Here is an 18,107-nt window from a genome sequence, read left to right as displayed (position 1 = left end):
TGCCTTGATGCTCAAGGCCCTTGCCTCCGCTGATCGACCTGCGCGGCGGCACGCTCCCACGCGGCCACCGGCCCGGCGCGCAGCCGGAACAGCGGGTGGCAGGCGGGGCGGGCGAGGTCGCGCCATTGCCCATGCCGCAGCGGATCGCGCACGGCGAGCTTGCCGAGCAGGTGGCGCCATTCCAGCTCGAGCTGGCCGCGGTTCAGCGGCAGGGGCGCCACTTCACGCACCGGCCCGTAGCGGCGGCGGTCGAAACGGTAGCCGCGCGCCTGCGCTTCGGCGTGCACCGCCGCGAGGTAGGCGTTGATCGCCAGCCGCGGCGTGGGATGGGCGCGGAAGCGGTCGAGCTGGGGGTGATGCCGGTAGCCGCGCGTTGCACCGCGCAGCACGGCGCGCGCCAGCAAGGCCTCGCGCCACACGGCCACCAGGCCTTGCGCGTCGAGGTAACGAGGGTGCAGCGACCACAGGCGCATGGCAGGGGCCCGCCGCCCGGAAACGCCGGGCATCGTGGCGAGGATGCCACGACGACCGCGCGGATGCGCCTTCAGTCGATCGGCGTGTGCCGGTACTGCCCCACCTGCGCCGGCTGCACGGCGGAGGCCTTGTTCGACCACGACTGGCGGGCGTAGCTGACCACCGCAGCGACGTCGGCGTCGCTCAGCTGCTGCGCGAACGGCGGCATCGAGTACGGCTGCGGGTTGCCGGCGGTGGCCGGGGCGAAGCCGCCGAGCAGCACGCTGCGGATGGCGTTGATGCCGGTCGGCTCGGTGACCGAGATGTTGCCGTCCAGCGGCGGGTAGACCCCTGCCACGCCGCGGCCGTCCCTGCCGTGGCAGTCGGCGCAGCGTTGCGCGTAGAGCGTGCCGCCCAGCTCGTGGCTGGCCGCCGCCTTGAACGGCGCCGCGTCCGCCGCCGGCGTGCGCGGCGGCAGCGCCTGCAGATAGGTCGCCACCGCCCGCAGGTCCGCTTCGGTCATGTGCTGGGTGCTCATGCGCACCACGTCGGCCATCGGCCCGAACGCGGTGCCCTTCGCCGACCGGCCGGTCCCGAGCAGGTCGACGATGTCCTGCGCGCTCCAGCCGGCCAGGCCGCCGCCCGGCTGTGTGCCGAGATCGGGCGCGTACCAGTCCAGCTGCGGAATCCGGCCGCCGGTGAGCTGGCGGTCCTGCGCGATGCCGCCGAGCGAGTCGCGCGCGGCGTGGCATTCGTTGCAGTGGCCCAGGCCCTGCACCAGGTAGGCGCCGCGGTTCCACTGCTCGGATTTCGCCGGATCGGGCTGGTACGCGCCCGGCTTGAAGTACAGCGCGCGCCACGCAAGCAGGCTGCTGCGCACGTTGTAGGGAAAGCCCAGCCCCAACTCGCCGTCCGCGCGGCGCACCGGCGGCAGCGACTTCAGGTAGGCGAAGATCGCCAGCGCGTCGTCGCGGGTCACCTTGGTGAACGAGGTGTAGGAGAACACCGGGTACAGCAGTTCGCCCTGGCGACCCTTGCCTTCATGCAGCGCGCGCCAGAAATCGTCGAAGTTCCACCGGCCGATGCCGGTTTCCGGATCGGGCGTGATGTTCGGCGCCGGCACGTCGCCGAACGGCGTGGCCAGCGAGCGGCCGCCGGCATAGCGCTGGCCGTCACGCGCGGTGTGGCAGGCGGCGCAATCGCCGACCGTGGCCAGGTATTCGCCGCGGGCGATCAGCGCCGGATCGTGCAGCGCAGCGGCATCCGCCTCGCGTTGCGCCGGCGCCGCCGGCCGCGAAACGCCCTGGCCGAAGTACAGCCATCCGGACACCGCCAGCACCAGCAGCCCCGTCACCCACGCCCCACGTCGCCACCACGTCATCGACCCGCTCCGCTCTTGCCCATCACGCACCAGCCCGGCAGCGGTTCGGCCTGCGCACTGGCCGGTGCCGGGTGCATGTCGGCCGGCGGCTCATGGCTGGCCAGCCACGCGGAAACGGCGGTGATGTCCGATTCGCGCATGCGGTTGGCGACCACGCCCATGCAGTAGGGCCCCTCGGCCGCGCGCTGGCGCGTGCGCCACGACACCAGCTGGGTATTGAGGTAGTCGTACGACAGGCCCATCAGGCCCGGCATCATCGGCTCCACGCCGGTGAGCCTGGCGCCGTGGCAGCTGACGCACGACGGCACGCCGCGGGTGGAGTCGCCGCGCATCACCAATTGCTCGCCGCGCCGCAGGGTCTCCACGGGCACCGCCGGCACCTGCAGCTTCCGGTAGGGCACGTCCTGCCGCGCGAAGTAATCGGCGATCTCGCGCAGGTACGCCGGGCTCAGCTGGCGCACCACGTATTCCATCGGTGCGTGCCGGCGCTGGCCGCTCTGGAAATATTCCAGTTGCTGCAGCAGGTAGCCGGCCGGCTTGCCCGCCAGGCGCGGGATCGCCACGCTGTCCGGCGAGCCTTCACCGCGCGCACCGTGGCAACTGGTGCACGCGGCCATGCGCTGCTGCATGGTGTCGGGAACCGGCGCGGCACCGGCCTGGAGCCCGGCGGCCGAGGCCGCACCGCACATGCCCAGCGCGAACAGCACGACGACCGCACGAGGCACGCCGCGCAGGAAAACAGGACAGTTCATCCGTCGATTGTAGGCCCGCGCGCCCCGTTGCCCGGGCGCGGATCGGCCGATCGCGACAACCTGCCGCAGGTCGCCGGCCATCGTCCGACACCATCCGGCGTTCGCGAAAGTTGCAAATGCACCTGTTGACCGCAGTGCAGCAATCCGCTTATGGTCGACGCCATGTCGCCGCTTTCCACACCCGCACGCACGCCTTCCGCACCGGTTCGCACCGGCTGCATGCCGTCGTGCGCGGGCATCGTCGCCGCCATCATTACCACCACGATTACCACCGGTACCACGGGTCCCGGGCGGAGCGTCGTGCGTAGCTGAGTTTTCCCACGCAACGGCCCGCCCTCGACGAGGCGGGCCGGCCCATGCCGACACGCCAGCGAGAACGGGCCTCCACCGGAGAGGCCATCGTGATCACCTGTGCACCCGAGCAAGTCCAGCATTCCCCGTTGCCGCCGCCGTCGATGACCCGCATGGGCACGACCCGGCGGCGCGTGCTGGCGGTCGGCGTGATCGGCCCCGGCCGGGTCGGCAGCGCGCTGCTGGAGCAACTGCGCGCGGCGCAGCCGCGGCTGGCCCGCGACAGCGCGCTGGAGCTGAAACTCTGCGGCGTGGTGGCCAGCAAACGGATGTGGCTGGATTGCGACGACGCCGAACTCAACGCCCGCCACGGCGGCGCGCAGATCTGGCGGCCGAACGACCTGGAGGCGTTCGCCGGGCACGTGCGCGGCAACGACGGCCGCCATGCCTTGCTGATCGACTGCAGCGCCAGCGACGCGGTGGCCGCGCACTACCCGCGCTGGCTCGCCGCCGGCCTGCACGTGGTGACGCCGAACAAGCTGGCCGGCAGCGGCCCGCTGCCGCGCTGGCAGGCGATCCGCGCCGCCTGCGCCAGCGGCGCGCGCTTCCGCTACGAGGCTACCGTGTGCGCCGGCCTGCCGGTGGTGCAGACCCTGCGCGACCTGCTCGACACCGGCGATGAACTGTTCGCGGTGCACGGCATGTTCTCCGGCACGCTGGCCTGGCTGTGCAACCGCCACGACGGGCGCCAGCCGTTCTCCGCGCTGGTGCGCGAGGCGCACGCGCTGGGCTATACCGAACCCGACCCGCGCGACGACCTGTCCGGCCTCGACGTGGCGCGCAAGCTGGTGATCCTGGCGCGCGAGGCGGGCTGGTCGCTGTCGCTGGAGGACGTCGACCTGGAAGGCCTGGTGCCGCCGGCGCTGGCCGCGCTGCCGCTGGAGGCGTTCATGCAGCGGCTCGACGAACTCGACGCGCCGATGGCCGCGAAGCTGGCCGCCGCGCACGCCGAAGGCGGCGTGCTGCGCCACGTGGCGCAACTGGACCGGCACGGCCGCGCCAGCGTGCGGCTGCAGGTGCTGCCGGCCAGCCATGCGTTCGCGCACACCCGGCTCACCGACAACATCGTGCAGTTCAGCACGCGCCGCTACTGCGATAATCCGCTGTCGGTGCAAGGCCCCGGCGCCGGCCCCGAGGTGACCGCCGCCGGCGTGTTCACCGACCTGCTGCGCATCGCCGAGTCGCTCGAGGCGCGCGCATGAATTCCTCCTTGCTGGAACCCGTCATGGCCTCACCGCGCCGCGCCAATCCCCCGCAAGTCGCCCGTGCCTTCGCGCCCGCCAGCGTCGGCAACGTCGGCGTCGGCTTCGACCTGCTCGGCCACAGCGTGGCCGGCGCCGGCGACCGCGCCGAGGTGCGCCGCATCGACGAACCGGTGGTGCGCATCGCGGCGATCCGCGGCTGCGTCACCGACCTGCCCACCGACCCGCGCGCGAACACCGCCGGCACGGCGCTCCTCGCGCTGCGCGAGGCGCTCGGCCTGCCCCACGGTTTCGAGCTGACCCTGCACAAGGGCATCGCGCTGGGCTCGGGCATGGGCGGCTCGGCCGCCTCGTGCGTGGCCGCGCTGGTGGCCGCCAACGCGCTGCTGGCGCAACCGCTGCCGCGCGAGGCGCTGTACGGTTTCGCGCTGGACGGCGAGGCGGTGGCCAGCGGCAGCCGCCACGGCGACAACCTCGGCTCGATGCTGCTGGGCGGCCTGGTGCTGGCCACCCACGAGCGGCTGCTGCGCATCGACGTGCCGGCCGCATGGCACTGCGCGCTGGTGCATCCGCACGTGGTGCTGGAAACGCGGCGGGCGCGCGCGGCGCTGGCCGGCCACTACGCGCTGGGCGAGTTCGTGGCGCAGAGTTCCAACCTCGCCCTGGTGCTGGCCGGCTGCTGGCGCGGCGACGCCTCGCTGGTGCGCGAAGGCCTGAAGGACGTGCTGGTGGAACCGCGCCGCGCGCCGCTGATCCCGCACTTCGCGCGGGTGAAGCAGGCCGCGCTGGACCACCACGCGCTGGGCGCCAGCATCTCCGGCGCCGGCCCCAGCGTGTTCGGCTGGTACGACAACCGCACCGACGCCGAGATGGCCAGCGTGGCGATGCAGGCCGCGTTCGCCGGGGCCGGGCTGGACAGCGATGCGTGGGTGTCGCCGATCGACGGACCCGCCGCCGCGTTGGTCGACTCGCTCGACGAGGTTCTGCCATGAGCGCGCGCCCCGTAGGAGCGCACCCTGTGCGCGATGCCTTTGGCCTCGTCGAAAAGCGCAGCGCTGACGCGCTGATCGCGCACAGGGTGCGCTCCTACAGTTCGAGGCATGCATGAGCGAGCCGATCCGCTACCGCAGCACCCGCAGCGCCGGTCCAACCGTGCCGATCAGCCAGGCGATCGCCGCCGGACTGGCGCCGGACGGCGGCCTGTACGTGCCGGAGCAACTGCCCACGCTCGATCCCGCCGCGTTCGACCCCCACGGCTCGCTGGCCGATACCGCCGCCACCCTGCTGGCGCCGTTCTTCGCTGGCGATGCGCTGGCCGGCGAGCTGGCCGCCATCTGCGCCGAGGCGTTCACCTTCGACACGCCGCTGCGCGCCTTGCCGGCGCATCCGCGCACGGCGACGCTGGAGTTGTTCCACGGCCCCACCTCGGCGTTCAAGGATGTCGGCGCGCGATTCCTCGCCGCCTGCCTGCGCCGGCTGCCGCGCGCCGACGCGCGGCCGCTGACCATCCTGGTCGCCACCTCGGGCGACACCGGCGCCGCGGTGGCCGCCGCGTTCCACCGCCAACCGAACGTGGACGTGGTGATCCTGTATCCGGACGGCCTGGTCTCGCCGCGCCAGGCGCACCAGCTCGGCTGCTTCGGCGACAACGTCCGCACGCTGCGCGTGGCCGGCCGTTTCGACGACTGCCAGCGGATGGTGAAAGCCGCGCTCAACGACGCCGGGCTGCAGGCGCAGCGGCCGCTGTCCTCCGCCAACAGCATCAGCCTCGGCCGGCTGCTGCCGCAGATGAGCTACTACGCGCACGCCGCGCTGGGCTGGTGGCGCGAACAAGGCACGCCGCTGAACTTCATCGTGCCCACCGGCAACCTGGGCAACGCGCTGGCCTGCCTGTGGGTGCGCGAGCTGGGCCTGCCGGTCGGCGAGGTGCGGCTGGCCTGCAACGCGAACGCCACCCTGCCCGAGTTCTTCGCCGGCGCCGACTACGCGCCGCGCGAAGCGGTCGCCACCCTCGCCAACGCGATGGACGTGGGTGCGCCCAGCAACTTCGAGCGGCTGCGCTGGACGTACCCTGACGCAGCCCGGCTGCGCCAGCGGCTGCAGGCGCACAGCGTGGACGACGCCGCCATCCGCCGCACCATCGCCGGGCACGCACGCGAACACGGCGAGGTGTTCTGCCCGCATACCGCCACCGCGATGCACCTGCTCGGCCGGCTGCGCGCGGATGGCGACGCCGCGTCGTGGGCGGTGGTCGCCACCGCCCATCCGGCCAAGTTCGAGAGCGTGGTGGAACCGCTGGCCGGCCATCCGGTCGACGTGCCCCCGGCGCTGGCCGCGATGCTGGCGCGCAGCGCCAGTGCCGAACCTTTGGCCGCCAGCGACGCCGCACTGCGAAGCTGGTTGCTGCCACCGTAGGAGCGCACCCTGTGCGCGAGCTCTTCCGGGCATATAAAAAAGCATCGCGCACAGGGTGCGCTCCTACGCACGGGCTCATGCAAACCATGCCACGGGCCATACGCGCGCGCATCGCGAGATTCATCTGGCCATCTGGACGTCCAAATGCCCGCCGCATGGCTGATTTCGGCCATTTTGAAAAAAGTTGTTGACAGCCGTCGACGAACTGCTTTACGGTCGGTCCCATGTCGCAGCGCAACAGCCACCGCAGCATCGCCAAGGAAAACCGTCTCGTGACGGTTGCCGGCCTGCTGCGGGCTCGCGGCACGCTCATTATTACCCTCGTACTCGTACTCCTTATTACCAACGGAGGTGCGGGCTGAGGGCATGTGTCCAGGTAAATAAGAAAACCTGAAAACACCCGAAGAACCCCGCACCCGGTAACGGATGCGGGGTTTTTTTGTGCCTTCGGCGCCGCCCACAGCGGAGCCATGATGAAAAACCCCGGCCAGCACGACACCCCCGCCAGCGACGACGACGTAGTCGCCGGGCGCGTGCGCATCTTCGACACCAGCCTGCGCGACGGCGAGCAGGCGCCCGGCTTCTCGATGGACCGGCGCGCCAAGCTGCGCATGGCGCGGCAGCTCGAGGTGCTCGGCGTGGACGTGCTCGAGGCCGGTTTCCCGCAGGCCTCGCCGGACGATTTTGCCGCAGTCGCGGAAATCGCCGGGGTGCTGAAAAACACCACGGTGTGCGCGCTGGCGCGCTGCCAGGACGGCGACATCGACAGCGCCGCCCGCGCGCTCGCGGCGGCCCGCCACTCGCGCATCCACCTGTTCCTGTCGACCAGCCCGCTGCACCGCGAGCACAAGCTGGGCATGAGCAGGGCGCAGGTGCTGGACACCGCGGTGCGCGCGATCGAACGCGCCCGCGGGCTGTGCCACGAGGTGGAGTTCTCCGCCGAGGATGCCTTGCGCACCGAGCCCGAATTCCTCGCCGAGGTGTTCAGCGCCGCGGTCGCCGCCGGCGCCAGCACGCTGAACGCGCCGGACACGGTGGGCTACACCACGCCGACCGAGATCGTCGAGCTGTTCGAATACCTGCGCCGCCACGTCGTGGGCGCGGAGCGGGTGATCTTCTCCAGCCACTGCCACGACGACCTCGGCATGGCGGTGGCGAACAGCCTGGCCGCGGTGGGCGCCGGCGCGCGCCAGGTGGAATGCACCATCAACGGCATCGGCGAGCGCGCCGGCAACGCCGCGCTGGAGGAAGTGGTGATGGCGCTGAAGGTGCGCGCGCCGCACTTCGGCGTGGACACCCGCATCGACACCCGCCAGCTGTACCCCACCTCGCGCCTGCTGACCGAGCTGACCGGCCAGGCGGTACCGCGCAACAAGGCGATCGTGGGCGCCAACGCGTTCGCCCACGAGTCGGGCATCCACCAGCACGGCATGCTGAAGCACCGCGGCACCTACGAGATCATGCGGCCGCAGGACGTCGGCATCGCCGAAACCCGCCTGGTGATGGGCAAGCACTCCGGCCGCGCCGCGCTGCGCCAGCGCCTGCAGGCGCTGGGCCACGCGCCGGACGACGCCGCGCTGGACGAGATCTTCGCCCGCTTCAAGACGCTGGCCGACCACGGCCGCGAGTTGCACGACGAGGACCTGGAAGCGCTGGCGCTGGGCCGCGACCCGCACGCCGGCGGCCCGTGGCGCCTGGTGCAGCTGCACGCCAGCTCGCACCTGGGCGGCAGCGCCTCGGCCTCGGTGAAGCTGGCCCACGACGGCGGCCACGAGGTCGGCGAGGCGGCGATCGGCGACGGCCCGGTCGACGCGGTGCTGCGCGCGATCGAGCGCGCCACCGGCACGCCGCTGGCGCTCACCCGCTTCCAGATCGACGCGATGGGCGAAGGCGCCGACGCCCAGGGCCACGCCCAGCTGAGCGCGCGCCACGCCGCGCGCGACTGGCGCGGCCACGGCACCAGCACCGACATCGTCGAGGCCGCCGCGCTGGCCGCGCTGGTCATCGTCAACCGGATCGCGCAGCACTCGCCGCACGAGCAAGCCCCGTCCATTGAAGAGCGCGGTCAGGGAAGGCCGCTTTCCGATCCTCGCGCGCAGGGACGCCCGCACAAGGAGATCACCGCATGAACACCCCATTCCTGTGGCACAACGGCCGCATCAAGCCGTGGGCCGAGGCCAGCGTCCACGTCAGCACGCACGCGCTGCATTACGGTTCGTCCGTGTTCGAGGGCGAGCGCGTGTACGCCACGCCGCGCGGCCCGGCCTACTTCCGCCTCGCCGACCACACCCGCCGCCTGTTCGAGTCGGCGCGCGTGTACGAGATCGAGATCGGCTACAGCGAGGACGAGATCAACGCCGCCTGCCTGGAGCTGATCCGCGCCAACGCGATGCCGTCGGCCTACGTGCGGCCGATCGTGTTCCGCGGCGCCGGCGGCCTGGGCGTGCTGGCGAAGGACGGCGCGCCGGTCGAGGTGGCGATCATGGCGATGGCCTGGGGCGCGTACCTGGGCGAGGCGGCCGAGCGCGGCGCCGACATCTGCGTGTCGTCGTGGCACCGTCCCGCGCCGAACACCATCCCGAGCTGGGCCAAGGCCGGCGGCAACTATCTGTCCAGCCAGCTGATCGGGCTGGAGGCGCGCCGCAACGGCTACGACGAGGGCATCGCACTGGGCCACGGCGGCCTGCTCAGCGAAGGCGCCGGCGAGAACCTGTTCCTGGTGAAGAACGGCCGGCTGCTCACGCCGCCGTCCAGCGCCGGCATCCTGGCCGGGATCACCCGCGACAGCGTGCTCGCGCTGGCCGCCGGCCTCGGCATCGCGGTGGAGGAGCGCGAGCTGCCGCGCGAGGCGCTGTACTCGGCCGACGAGGTGTTCATGACCGGCACCGCCGCCGAGATCACCCCGGTGCGTTCGGTCGACCGCAAGGCGGTCGGCAAGGGCGCGCCCGGCCCGGTCACGCAGCAGCTGCGGCAGGCGTTCTTCGGATTGTTCGATGGCCGTACCGAGGATCGCCACGGCTGGCTGAGTGTTGTCAATGCGGTCGTCCCTGACCGCGAAGATCAAGAACCGGCCATCCATGGCCGGACTCCTCATCAACAGCCGGCTACCACGGAGGTCGCGGCATGACCTCGCGGACCCTGTTCGAGAAGGTCTGGGACGCCCACGTGGTCGCCGCCGAGACCGCCGACACGCCGGCGGTGCTCTACGTCGACCTGCACCTGGTGCACGAAGTCACCTCGCCGCAGGCGTTCAGCGAACTGCGCGAGCGTGGCCTGCGGCTGCGCCGGCCCGACCGCATGCTGGCCACGCTGGATCATTCCACCCCGACCCTGCCGGCCAACGCCGACGGCAGTCGCCCGTACGCGAACGCCGAGGCGCAGGCGCAGGTGGCGCAGCTGGAAAGCAACTGCCGCGAGTTCGGCGTCGAGCTGCACGGCTGGGACAGCGCCGAGCGCGGCATCGTGCACGTGATCGGCCCTGAGCTGGGCGCCACCCAGCCCGGGATGACCATCGTCTGCGGCGACAGTCACACCTCCACCCACGGCGCGTTCGGCGCCCTGGCGTTCGGCATCGGCACCACCGAGGTCGGCCACGTGATGGCCACGCAATGCCTGCTGCAGCGCAAGCCGAGGACCACGGCGATCCACGTGGACGGCCAGCTGCCGCCGGGCGTGGGCGCGAAGGACCTGATCCTGCACATCATCGGCACGATCGGCGTCGATGGCGGCACCGGCCACGTGCTGGAGTACCGCGGCGCGGCGATCGAGGCGCTGTCGATGGACGAGCGCATGACCGTCTGCAACATGTCGATCGAGGCCGGCGCGCGCGCCGGCATGATCGCGCCGGACGAGACCACGTTCGCCTGGCTGGAAGGCCGCCCGCGCGCACCGCAGGGCGCGGCGTGGGACGCGGCGGTGGCGAAGTGGCGCGCGCTGAAGAGCGACGACGGCGCGCGCTACGACCGCGAGGTGCGCATCGACGCCGCCGCGGTAAGGCCCACCGTCACCTACGGCACCCACCCCGGCATGGCGATCGCCATGGACGCGCCGGTGCCGGCGGCGGCGAACACGCAGGAACGCCGCGCGCTCGACTACATGCAGAGCCGCCCCGGCCAGCCGATGCAGGGCACGCCGGTCGACGTGGTGTTCATCGGCAGCTGCACCAACTCGCGCCTGTCCGACCTGCGCGAAGCCGCCCGCGTGCTGCACGGCCGGCGCGTCGCCGACGGCGTGCGCATGCTGGTAGTGCCCGGCTCCGAGGCGGTGCGCCGCGATGCCGAGCGCGAAGGCCTGCATCGCGTGTTCACCGCCGCCGGCGCCGAATGGCGCGTGCCCGGCTGCTCGATGTGCATCGCGATGAACGGCGACCTGGCGCTGCCAGGCCAGCTGGTGGTCTCCACCTCCAACCGCAACTTCGAGGGCCGCCAAGGCAAGGGCGCGCGCACCGTGCTGGCCAGCCCCGCCACCGCCGCGGCATCGGCGATCGCCGGGCGCATTGCCGATCCGCGTGAGTACCTGGCGGAGGTGGCGGCATGAACGCCGACCGATTCGCTGGCCTCCCTCCCCTGCTGGCAGGGGAGGGCCGGGGTGGGGTCGCTCTTGCCTCCCGCTCCAGAGCTTTACCCCCTCCCAACCTCCCCCTGCACGCAGGGGGAGGAGCAAGGCGCGCTTCGTTGCACTTCCCTGCGAGCACCCGCCCCTCACCTCAATCCTCTCCCCACAGGGGAGAGGAGGCCAACGCAAGAAGCGAGGAATGTCATTGATGCGCCCCATCACCCGCCTCCACTCGCGCACCGCCGTGCTGGCCGACGAGAACATCGACACCGACCGCATCATCCCGGCGCGCTTCCTCACCACCACCACCCGCGCAGGGCTGGGCCGGCTGTGCTTCCACGACTGGCGCTACCAGGCCGACGGCAGCGACAACCCGGCCTTCCCGCTGAACCGCCCGGAAGCGCGCGGCTGCTCGATCCTCGTCGCCGGCCGCAACTTCGGCTGCGGCTCCTCGCGCGAGCACGCACCGTGGGCGCTGCTGGACTACGGCATCCAGGCGGTGCTGTGCAGCGAGATCGCGGACATCTTCCGCGGCAACGCGCTGAAGAACGGCCTGCTGGCGATCCAGCTCGAGGAACTGGAACACCGCTGGCTGCTCAAGCACCCCGGCATCGAGCTGGCGATCGACGTGCGCGGCCAGTTCATCGAGCTGCCCGACGGCGGCCGCATCCCGTTCCGGCTGGAACCGTTCGCGCGGCACTGCCTGCTGCACGGCGTCGACCAGCTCGGCTACCTGCTGCAGCAGGCCGATCAAATTGATGCGTTCGTCCGTGAACGCGAACGTCAAGAAGCGGCCATCCATGGCCGCACTCTTCAACAAGACCGGCTTCGATCAAACGGAGTAAACGCATGAAGGCACGCATCGTTACCCTGCCCGGCGATGGCGTCGGCCCCGAGGTCACCGCCGCCGCGGTGGCCGTGTTGAAAACCGTGGCCGCGCGCTACGAGCATGCGTTCACGTTCGACGAGCAGCTGATCGGCGGCGCCGCGATCGACGCCTGCGGCGAGCCGCTGCCGGCCGCTTCGCTGTTGGCCTGCCAGGCTGCCGACGCCGTGTTGCTGGGCGCCGTGGGCGGCCCGAAGTGGTCCGACCCGAACGCGCCGGTGCGGCCCGAGCAGGGGCTGCTGGCGTTGCGCGCCGCGCTGGGCGTGTACGCCAACTTGCGCCCGTTGCAGGTGCATCCGGCGCTGGCCGGCCTGTCGCCGCTGAAGAACGAACGGCTGCGCAACGTCGACGTGCTGTTCGTGCGCGAGCTCACCGGCGGCACCTACTTCGGCGCGAAGACGCGCAGCGCCGACGCCGCCACCGACGAGTGCAGGTACACCGTGACCGAGATCGAGCGCGTGGTGCGCCGCGCGTTCGAGCTGGCGCGCGACCGCCGCCGCCACGTCACCTCGGTGGACAAGGCGAACGTGCTGGAAACCTCGCGGCTGTGGCGCAGCACGGTGCAGCGCATCGCCGCCGACTATCCCGACGTGAAGGTCGAGCACCAGCTGGTCGACTCGATGGCGATGCTGCTGCTGACCCGGCCGAACAGCTACGACGTGGTGGTCACCGAGAACCTGTTCGGCGACATCCTCACCGACGAGGCCGCCGCGCTGGCCGGTTCGCTGGGCCTGCTGCCGTCGGCCTCGCTGGGCCCTTCGACTCCGGCTTCGCCTACGCTCAGGACAGGCTCGATGGGGCTATACGAGCCGATCCACGGCTCGGCGCCGGACATCGCCGGCCAGGGCGTGGCCAACCCGATCGGCGCGATCCTTTCCGCCGCGCTGCTGCTGCGCCATTCGCTGGGCCTGGAGGCCGAAGCGACCGCGGTGGAATCGGCGGTGGAACAAGTATTGCGCTACGGCCCGCACAGCCGCGACATCGGCGGCCAGGCCGGCACCGACGAGGTGCGCGACGCAGTGCTCGATGCAGTCGGCGACCACGCCGACACCGCCGCCGCGTTCTTCTGCGGAGCGCGCGCATGCGGCTGATGCCATCACCCGGTTTCCCAGGCGGCCACACGGATGTGTCCGCGTTTTCTGCTGCCCCCTGCGCGCATGCGACGCGGATGGTCCCTGCACGCCGCGATGGCGCCGACTCCCTGGCCGTCCCGTCGACCTCCCTCGCGCGCAGGGGGCGCTTCTCTTCAACCGGCGGAGTCGGGGTGGCCTCGGGCAGATCCCTCGCCCCCGGCGCACCTCGACCGGTTCGGTCGCGGGCACCCGCCCCTCGTCGGGATTTTGTCCTTCGGAGATTCTTTGATGCGCAGTGACCTGATCAAGAGCGGCCCCGACCGCGCCCCCGCCCGCGCGATGCTGCGCGCCACCGGCCTCGACGACGCGGCCATCGCCAGGCCGCTGGTGGCGGTGGTGCACACCTGGTCGAACGTGAGCCCGTGCAACCTCAATCTGCGCGAGCTGGCGGCCGAGGCGGCGGCCGGCATCCGCGCCGCGGGCGGCACACCGGTCGAGTTCAACACCATCGCGGTCACCGACGGCATCGCGATGGGCACGCCCGGCATGCGTTCGTCGCTGATCAGCCGCGAGGTGATCGCCGACTCGATCGAGCTGGCGGTGGACGGCCACTGCCTCGACGCGATGGTGGTGCTGTGCGGCTGCGACAAGACCATCCCGGCCGCCGCGATGGCGCTGGCGCGGCTGGACATCCCCGGCGTGGCGCTGTACGGCGGCACCATCGCGCACGGCACCCACGACAACCATCCGATCACCATCCAACAGGTGTTTGAGGCGGTCGGCGCGCACGGCGCGGGCAAGATCAGCGACGAGGAACTGACCTCGGTCGAACGCGATGCCTGTCCCGGCGCCGGTGCCTGCGGCGGCCAGTTCACCGCCAACACGATGGCGATGGTGCTCTCCACGCTGGGGCTGTCGCCGCTGGGTTACAACGACATCCCCGCCACCCACCCGGCCAAGGGCGCCGCTGCGTTCCGCTGCGGCGAACTGGTGATGGAATGCCTGCGCGAGAACCGCACGCCACGCGAGCTGATCACGCGCACGTCGATGCGCAATGCCGCGCGCATGGTCGCCGCCACCGCCGGCTCCACCAACGCGGTGCTGCATCTGCTGGCGATCGCCCGCGAAGCCGGCGTCGAATGGACGCTGGAGGATTTCCAGCCGGCCTCGGAACACACCCCGGTGATCGCCGACCTGCTGCCCGGCGGCCGCTACACCGCGGTCGAGCTGTTCGGCGCCGGCGGCAGCGCGCGGGTGGCGCAGGAACTGATTGCCGCCGGCATGCTGGAAGACGCGCCCACCGTCACCGGCCGCACGCTGTTCGAGGAGGTCGCCGCGGCGCCGCGCGCGGAAGCGCAGGACGTGGTGCATCCGGTCACGCAGCCGCTGAAGCCGCGCGGTGGCTACTCGATCCTGTACGGCAACCTCGCGCCGGAAGGCTGCATCCTCAAGCTCGCCGGCAAGGGCGCCAGCCACTTCGAAGGCCGCGCCCGCGTGTTCGAGGGCGAGGAGCAGGCGTTCGCCGCGGTGCAGGCCGGCGACATCGGCAAGGGCAACATCATCGTGATCCGCAACGAAGGCCCCGCCGGCGGCCCCGGCATGCGCGAGATGCTCGGCGTCACCGCCGCGCTGATCGGCCGCGGCCTCGGCGACGACGTGGCGCTGATCACCGACGGCCGCTTCTCCGGCGCCACCCACGGCTTCATGGTCGGCCACATCGCGCCGGAAGCCGCGCGCGGCGGGCCGATCGCGCTGCTGCATGAGGGCGACCGCATCCGCATCGATGCCGACACGCGCGAGATCGCCACCGACGCCGACCTCGCCGGCCGTCGCGCCGGCTGGCAACCGCCGGCACCGAAGGTCAGCCGCGGCGCGCTGGCCAAGTACGCGCTGCTGGTCGGCTCCGCCTCCGACGGCGCCACCACCCATCCGCAAACCGCCACATCCACTCCGATCCGCCATCGCGCCACCACCATCGAAGGAGCCACCGCATGAGCAACGCCACCAACCCCCTCGCCACCTCCCGCATCGCCGTACTCGGCTACGGCAGCCAGGGCCGCGCGCACGCGCTCAACCTGCGCGACTCCGGCCTCGACGTGGTGGTCGGCCTGCGCCCGAACGGCCCGACCTGGCACAAGGCGGTGGCCGACGGCTTCAAGGTCGCCGAGCCGGCCGAAGCGGTGAAGGGCGCCGACCTGGTCGCCGTGCTGACCCCGGACATGGTGCAGCCCACCCTGTACAAGGAAGCGATCGAGCCGAACATCAAGCCCGGCGCCGCGCTGCTGTTCGCGCACGGCTTCAACGTGCACTTCGGCCAGATCAAGCCGCGCGCCGACATCGACGTGATCCTGGTCGCGCCGAAGGGCCCCGGCGCGCTGGTGCGCAGCGAGTACGAGCGCGGCCGCGGCGTGCCGTGCATCTGGGCGGTGCATCAGGACGTCAGCGGCCACGCCGAGGCGAAGACCAAGGGCTACGCCGACGGCATCGGCGGCGGCCGCGCGATGATCATCCAGACCGACTTCAAGGAAGAGACCGAGACCGACCTGTTCGGCGAGCAGGCCGTGCTGTGCGGCGGCGCCAGCGAGCTGGTGCTGAAGGGCTTCGAGACCCTGGTCGAGGCCGGCTACCAGCCGGAGATCGCCTACTACGAGGTGATGCACGAGCTGAAGCTGATCGTCGACCTGTTCTACGAGGGCGGCCTGGCGAAGATGCTGCAGTTCGTCTCCGAGACCGCGCAGTACGGCGACTACGTCAGCGGCCCGCGAGTGGTCGACGCCGGCACCAAGGCGCGCATGAAGGAGGTGCTCACCGACATCCAGGACGGCACCTTCGCGCGCAACTGGATCGCCGAGTACCAGGCCGGCCTGCCGAACTACAAGCGCCTGAAGCAGGCCGACCTCGAGCACCCGATCGAGCGGGTCGGCGCCGCGCTGCGCGCGCGGATGCCGTGGTTGCAGCCGACGGCACCGAAGCCCGCTGCCGCGCCGTTGAAGAAGGCCGGCTGACGCTCCCTGGCTCCTCCCCCTGCAATGCAGGGGGAGGTTGGGAGGGGGTGACGCTTTTGACTTTTTACGGGCAAGAGCAACCCCTCCCCAACCCTCCCCTGCTGCGCAGGGGAGGGAGCACGACACCGAACTTGTGGGGATTTTCTTTGTGAATGCACAAGCACTGAAAGCCGAGACCACCACCGACCGGCATCCGCTGGCCGGTCAGAGCATGAGCGGCGCCGAAGTGATCGTGCAGGTACTCGCCGACGAAGGCGTGGGCGTGCTGTTCGGCTATTCCGGCGGCGCGATCCTGCCGGTGTACGACGCGGTGTTCCGCCACAACGCCGAACACCCGCGCGCCGATGGTGGCGAGGCGATGCCGCTGGTGGTGCCGGCCAACGAGCAGGGCGCCGGCTTCATGGCGGCCGGCTACGCGCGTGCCTCCGGCAAGGTCGGCGTGGCCATCGTCACCTCCGGCCCCGGCGCCACCAACATGGTCACGCCGGTGCGCGACTCGATGGCCGACTCGATCCCGCTGGTGGTGATCTGCGGCCAGGTGGGCACCGCGGCGATCGGCAGCGACGCGTTCCAGGAGGCGCCGGTCAGCAACATCATGGGCGCCTGCGCCAAGCACGTGTTCCTGGTCACCGACGCCAGCCAGCTGGAAGCGACCGTGCGTACCGCGTTCACCCTGGCCCGCAGCGGCCGCCCCGGTCCGGTGGTGGTGGACGTGCCGAAGGACGTGCAGAACGCCACGCTCGCCTGGCACGGCAGCGGCGAACTGCTGCTGGCCGGCTACCGTGCGCGGCTGCGCGCGGTGGAGCAGTCGGCGCTCGGCGATGCCGACTGTGCCGCCTTCTTCGCCGCGCTGATGCGGGCCGAGCGCCCGCTGATCTACGCCGGCGGCGGCGTGATCGCGGCGGGGGCCTCCGCCGCGCTGCGCGCGTTCGTCGACGCGTTCGGGCTGCCGGTCACCACCACCCTGATGGGCCTGGGCGGCTTCGACAGCACCGACCCGCTGGCGCTGCACCTGCTCGGCATGCACGGCACCGCCTACGCGAACTACGCCGTCGACGATTGCGACTTCGTGCTGGCGCTGGGCGCACGCTTCGACGACCGCGTGGCCGGCGTGCCGGACCAGTTCGCGCCGCGGGCGAAGTTCATCGCCCAGGTCGACATCGACCCGGCCGAGATCGGCAAGGTGAAGGCGGTCGACTGGCACCACGTGGGACCGCTGGTGCGCGCATTGGAACGGCTCACCGCCTGGGGCCGCGCGCACGGCCACCAGCCGCGGCTCGCCGCCTGGCATGCGCACGTGGCGAAGCTGAAGCGCGTGCACGCAATGAACTACGACCGCGCCAGCGCGCTGATCCAGCCGTACGCGGTGATCGAGGCGATCAACCGCCACACGCGCGGCAACGCCATCGTCAGCACCGGCGTCGGCCAGCACCAGATGTGGGCGGCGCAGTACTTCGATTTCCGCGCGCCGCGGCACTGGCTCACCTCCGGCTCGATGGGCACGATGGGCTTCGGCCTGCCCGCGGCGATCGGCGCGCAGTTCGCACACCGCGACAAGCTGGTCATCGACATCGACGGCGACGCCAGCATCCGCATGAACCTCGGCGAGCTGGAAACCGTCACCACCTACGAGCTGCCGATCAAGGTGGTGGTGCTGAACAACGTCGGCGACGGCATGGTGCGGCAATGGCAGAAGCTGTACTTCAAGGGCCGTTTCGCGGCATCGGACAAGAGCCTGCACCGCAAGGACTTCGTGCGCGCCGCGCAGGCCGACGGCTTCGCCTGGGCGCAGCGGCTGGAACGCAACGAGGAACTGGAGGCGACCGTCGCCGCCTTCCTCGCCTACCCCGGCCCGGCCTTCCTGGAAGTGATGATCGACCCGGACGCCGGCGTGTACCCGATGGTCGGCCCCGGCACCAGCTACGCGCAGATGATCACCGGCGATTTCATCCCCTCGCGCGCGGCGCCGGCCGCGCCCGGGGACTCGCCTTCCCACATGTTCTGAGCTTTTGGCCTTTCCCTTCTCTCGAAGGGA

The 18,107-nt window shown here is 71.6% G+C and carries 15 protein-coding genes; 12 read left to right on the top strand and 3 right to left on the bottom strand.

The annotated features are described in order from the left end of the window. Positions 1-11: 11 nt before the first annotated feature. From AC3WRN_RS13190 to AC3WRN_RS13180, 3 genes are all read right to left on the bottom strand, one after another. A complete protein-coding gene (locus AC3WRN_RS13190) occupies positions 12-473 on the bottom strand; it encodes a pyrimidine dimer DNA glycosylase/endonuclease V (RefSeq protein WP_492623317.1) in 462 nt (153 codons plus the stop codon). Positions 474-544: 71 nt separating this feature from the next. Then, positions 545-1,834: a c-type cytochrome gene (locus AC3WRN_RS13185; protein WP_492623316.1), complete on the bottom strand. Its 1,290-nt coding sequence runs from the start codon at positions 1,832-1,834 to the stop codon at positions 545-547. Then, positions 1,831-2,586 carry a c-type cytochrome gene (locus AC3WRN_RS13180; protein WP_492623315.1) on the bottom strand — a complete coding sequence of 252 codons (756 nt, stop codon included), beginning with the start codon at positions 2,584-2,586 and terminating at the stop codon, positions 1,831-1,833. Before AC3WRN_RS13180 ends, AC3WRN_RS13185 begins: the two co-directional genes overlap by 4 nt. 401 nt (positions 2,587-2,987) lie before the next feature. On the opposite strand from AC3WRN_RS13180, the gene AC3WRN_RS13175 reads away from it, so the two are divergent. The 12 genes from AC3WRN_RS13175 (at position 2,988) to ilvB (ending at position 18,077) form a co-directional block, all read left to right on the top strand. Beyond that, positions 2,988-4,139, top strand: coding sequence for a homoserine dehydrogenase family protein (locus AC3WRN_RS13175; RefSeq protein ID WP_492623314.1), 1,152 nt, complete (start codon positions 2,988-2,990; stop codon positions 4,137-4,139). Beyond that, positions 4,136-5,131: a homoserine kinase gene (locus tag AC3WRN_RS13170; protein WP_492623313.1), complete on the top strand. Its 996-nt coding sequence runs from the start codon at positions 4,136-4,138 to the stop codon at positions 5,129-5,131. Before AC3WRN_RS13175 ends, AC3WRN_RS13170 begins: the two co-directional genes overlap by 4 nt. 112 nt (positions 5,132-5,243) lie before the next feature. Continuing rightward, a complete protein-coding gene (gene thrC, locus AC3WRN_RS13165) occupies positions 5,244-6,554 on the top strand; it encodes a threonine synthase (RefSeq protein WP_492623312.1) in 1,311 nt (436 codons plus the stop codon). 224 nt (positions 6,555-6,778) lie between these two features. Continuing rightward, positions 6,779-6,916 (top strand): hypothetical protein, encoded by a 138-nt coding sequence (locus AC3WRN_RS13160; RefSeq protein WP_161487761.1) that lies wholly within the window; start codon positions 6,779-6,781, stop codon positions 6,914-6,916. 111 nt (positions 6,917-7,027) lie between these two features. Further along, the gene (locus AC3WRN_RS13155) at positions 7,028-8,683 is read left to right on the top strand and encodes a 2-isopropylmalate synthase (RefSeq protein ID WP_492623311.1); all 1,656 of its coding nucleotides are present in this window, start codon (positions 7,028-7,030) and stop codon (positions 8,681-8,683) included. After that, positions 8,680-9,681 carry a branched-chain amino acid transaminase gene (locus tag AC3WRN_RS13150; protein ID WP_492623310.1) on the top strand — a complete coding sequence of 334 codons (1,002 nt, stop codon included), beginning with the start codon at positions 8,680-8,682 and terminating at the stop codon, positions 9,679-9,681. The genes AC3WRN_RS13155 and AC3WRN_RS13150 overlap by 4 nt, the downstream gene beginning before the upstream one ends. Further along, complete coding sequence (leuC, locus tag AC3WRN_RS13145) at positions 9,678-11,090, top strand: 3-isopropylmalate dehydratase large subunit (RefSeq protein WP_492623309.1); 1,413 nt, start codon at positions 9,678-9,680, stop codon at positions 11,088-11,090. Before AC3WRN_RS13150 ends, leuC begins: the two co-directional genes overlap by 4 nt. A gap of 226 nt (positions 11,091-11,316) precedes the next feature. Continuing rightward, entirely contained in the window at positions 11,317-11,961 is a 645-nt protein-coding gene (gene leuD, locus AC3WRN_RS13140) for a 3-isopropylmalate dehydratase small subunit (protein ID WP_492623308.1), read from the top strand. After that, positions 11,958-13,085 carry a 3-isopropylmalate dehydrogenase gene (leuB, locus tag AC3WRN_RS13135; RefSeq protein ID WP_492623307.1) on the top strand — a complete coding sequence of 376 codons (1,128 nt, stop codon included), beginning with the start codon at positions 11,958-11,960 and terminating at the stop codon, positions 13,083-13,085. Before leuD ends, leuB begins: the two co-directional genes overlap by 4 nt. A 270-nt stretch (positions 13,086-13,355) precedes the next feature. Continuing rightward, positions 13,356-15,062 carry a dihydroxy-acid dehydratase gene (gene ilvD / locus AC3WRN_RS13130; protein ID WP_492623306.1) on the top strand — a complete coding sequence of 569 codons (1,707 nt, stop codon included), beginning with the start codon at positions 13,356-13,358 and terminating at the stop codon, positions 15,060-15,062. Continuing rightward, positions 15,059-16,072 (top strand): ketol-acid reductoisomerase, encoded by a 1,014-nt coding sequence (gene ilvC / locus AC3WRN_RS13125; RefSeq protein ID WP_068094453.1) that lies wholly within the window; start codon positions 15,059-15,061, stop codon positions 16,070-16,072. Before ilvD ends, ilvC begins: the two co-directional genes overlap by 4 nt. A gap of 148 nt (positions 16,073-16,220) precedes the next feature. After that, the gene (gene ilvB, locus AC3WRN_RS13120) at positions 16,221-18,077 is read left to right on the top strand and encodes a biosynthetic-type acetolactate synthase large subunit (protein WP_492623305.1); all 1,857 of its coding nucleotides are present in this window, start codon (positions 16,221-16,223) and stop codon (positions 18,075-18,077) included. Positions 18,078-18,107: the final 30 nt, after the last annotated feature.

It is taken from the genome of Rhodanobacter sp. FW101-FHT13A11, from assembly GCF_058790335.1.
Note: the sequence above shows the minus strand (reverse complement) of the source record. Positions and strands in the feature narration are given on the sequence as shown.

Excerpts from the sequence above, each read along its gene's own strand:
- AC3WRN_RS13190 (WP_492623317.1), bottom strand. The coding sequence starts at position 473 with ATGCGCCTGTGGTCGCTGCACCCTCGTTACCTCGACGCGCAAGGCCTG.
- AC3WRN_RS13180 (WP_492623315.1), bottom strand. The coding sequence starts at position 2,586 with ATGAACTGTCCTGTTTTCCTGCGCGGCGTGCCTCGTGCGGTCGTCGTG.
- leuD (WP_492623308.1), top strand. The coding sequence starts at position 11,317 with ATGCGCCCCATCACCCGCCTCCACTCGCGCACCGCCGTGCTGGCCGAC.
- ilvD (WP_492623306.1), top strand. The coding sequence starts at position 13,356 with ATGCGCAGTGACCTGATCAAGAGCGGCCCCGACCGCGCCCCCGCCCGC.
- AC3WRN_RS13170 (WP_492623313.1), top strand. The coding sequence starts at position 4,136 with ATGAATTCCTCCTTGCTGGAACCCGTCATGGCCTCACCGCGCCGCGCC.
- thrC (WP_492623312.1), top strand. The coding sequence starts at position 5,244 with ATGAGCGAGCCGATCCGCTACCGCAGCACCCGCAGCGCCGGTCCAACC.
- ilvC (WP_068094453.1), top strand. The coding sequence starts at position 15,059 with ATGAGCAACGCCACCAACCCCCTCGCCACCTCCCGCATCGCCGTACTC.
- leuC (WP_492623309.1), top strand. The coding sequence starts at position 9,678 with ATGACCTCGCGGACCCTGTTCGAGAAGGTCTGGGACGCCCACGTGGTC.
- leuB (WP_492623307.1), top strand. The coding sequence starts at position 11,958 with ATGAAGGCACGCATCGTTACCCTGCCCGGCGATGGCGTCGGCCCCGAG.
- AC3WRN_RS13150 (WP_492623310.1), top strand. The coding sequence starts at position 8,680 with ATGAACACCCCATTCCTGTGGCACAACGGCCGCATCAAGCCGTGGGCC.
- AC3WRN_RS13155 (WP_492623311.1), top strand. The coding sequence starts at position 7,028 with ATGAAAAACCCCGGCCAGCACGACACCCCCGCCAGCGACGACGACGTA.
- AC3WRN_RS13160 (WP_161487761.1), top strand. The coding sequence starts at position 6,779 with ATGTCGCAGCGCAACAGCCACCGCAGCATCGCCAAGGAAAACCGTCTC.
- AC3WRN_RS13185 (WP_492623316.1), bottom strand. The coding sequence starts at position 1,834 with ATGACGTGGTGGCGACGTGGGGCGTGGGTGACGGGGCTGCTGGTGCTG.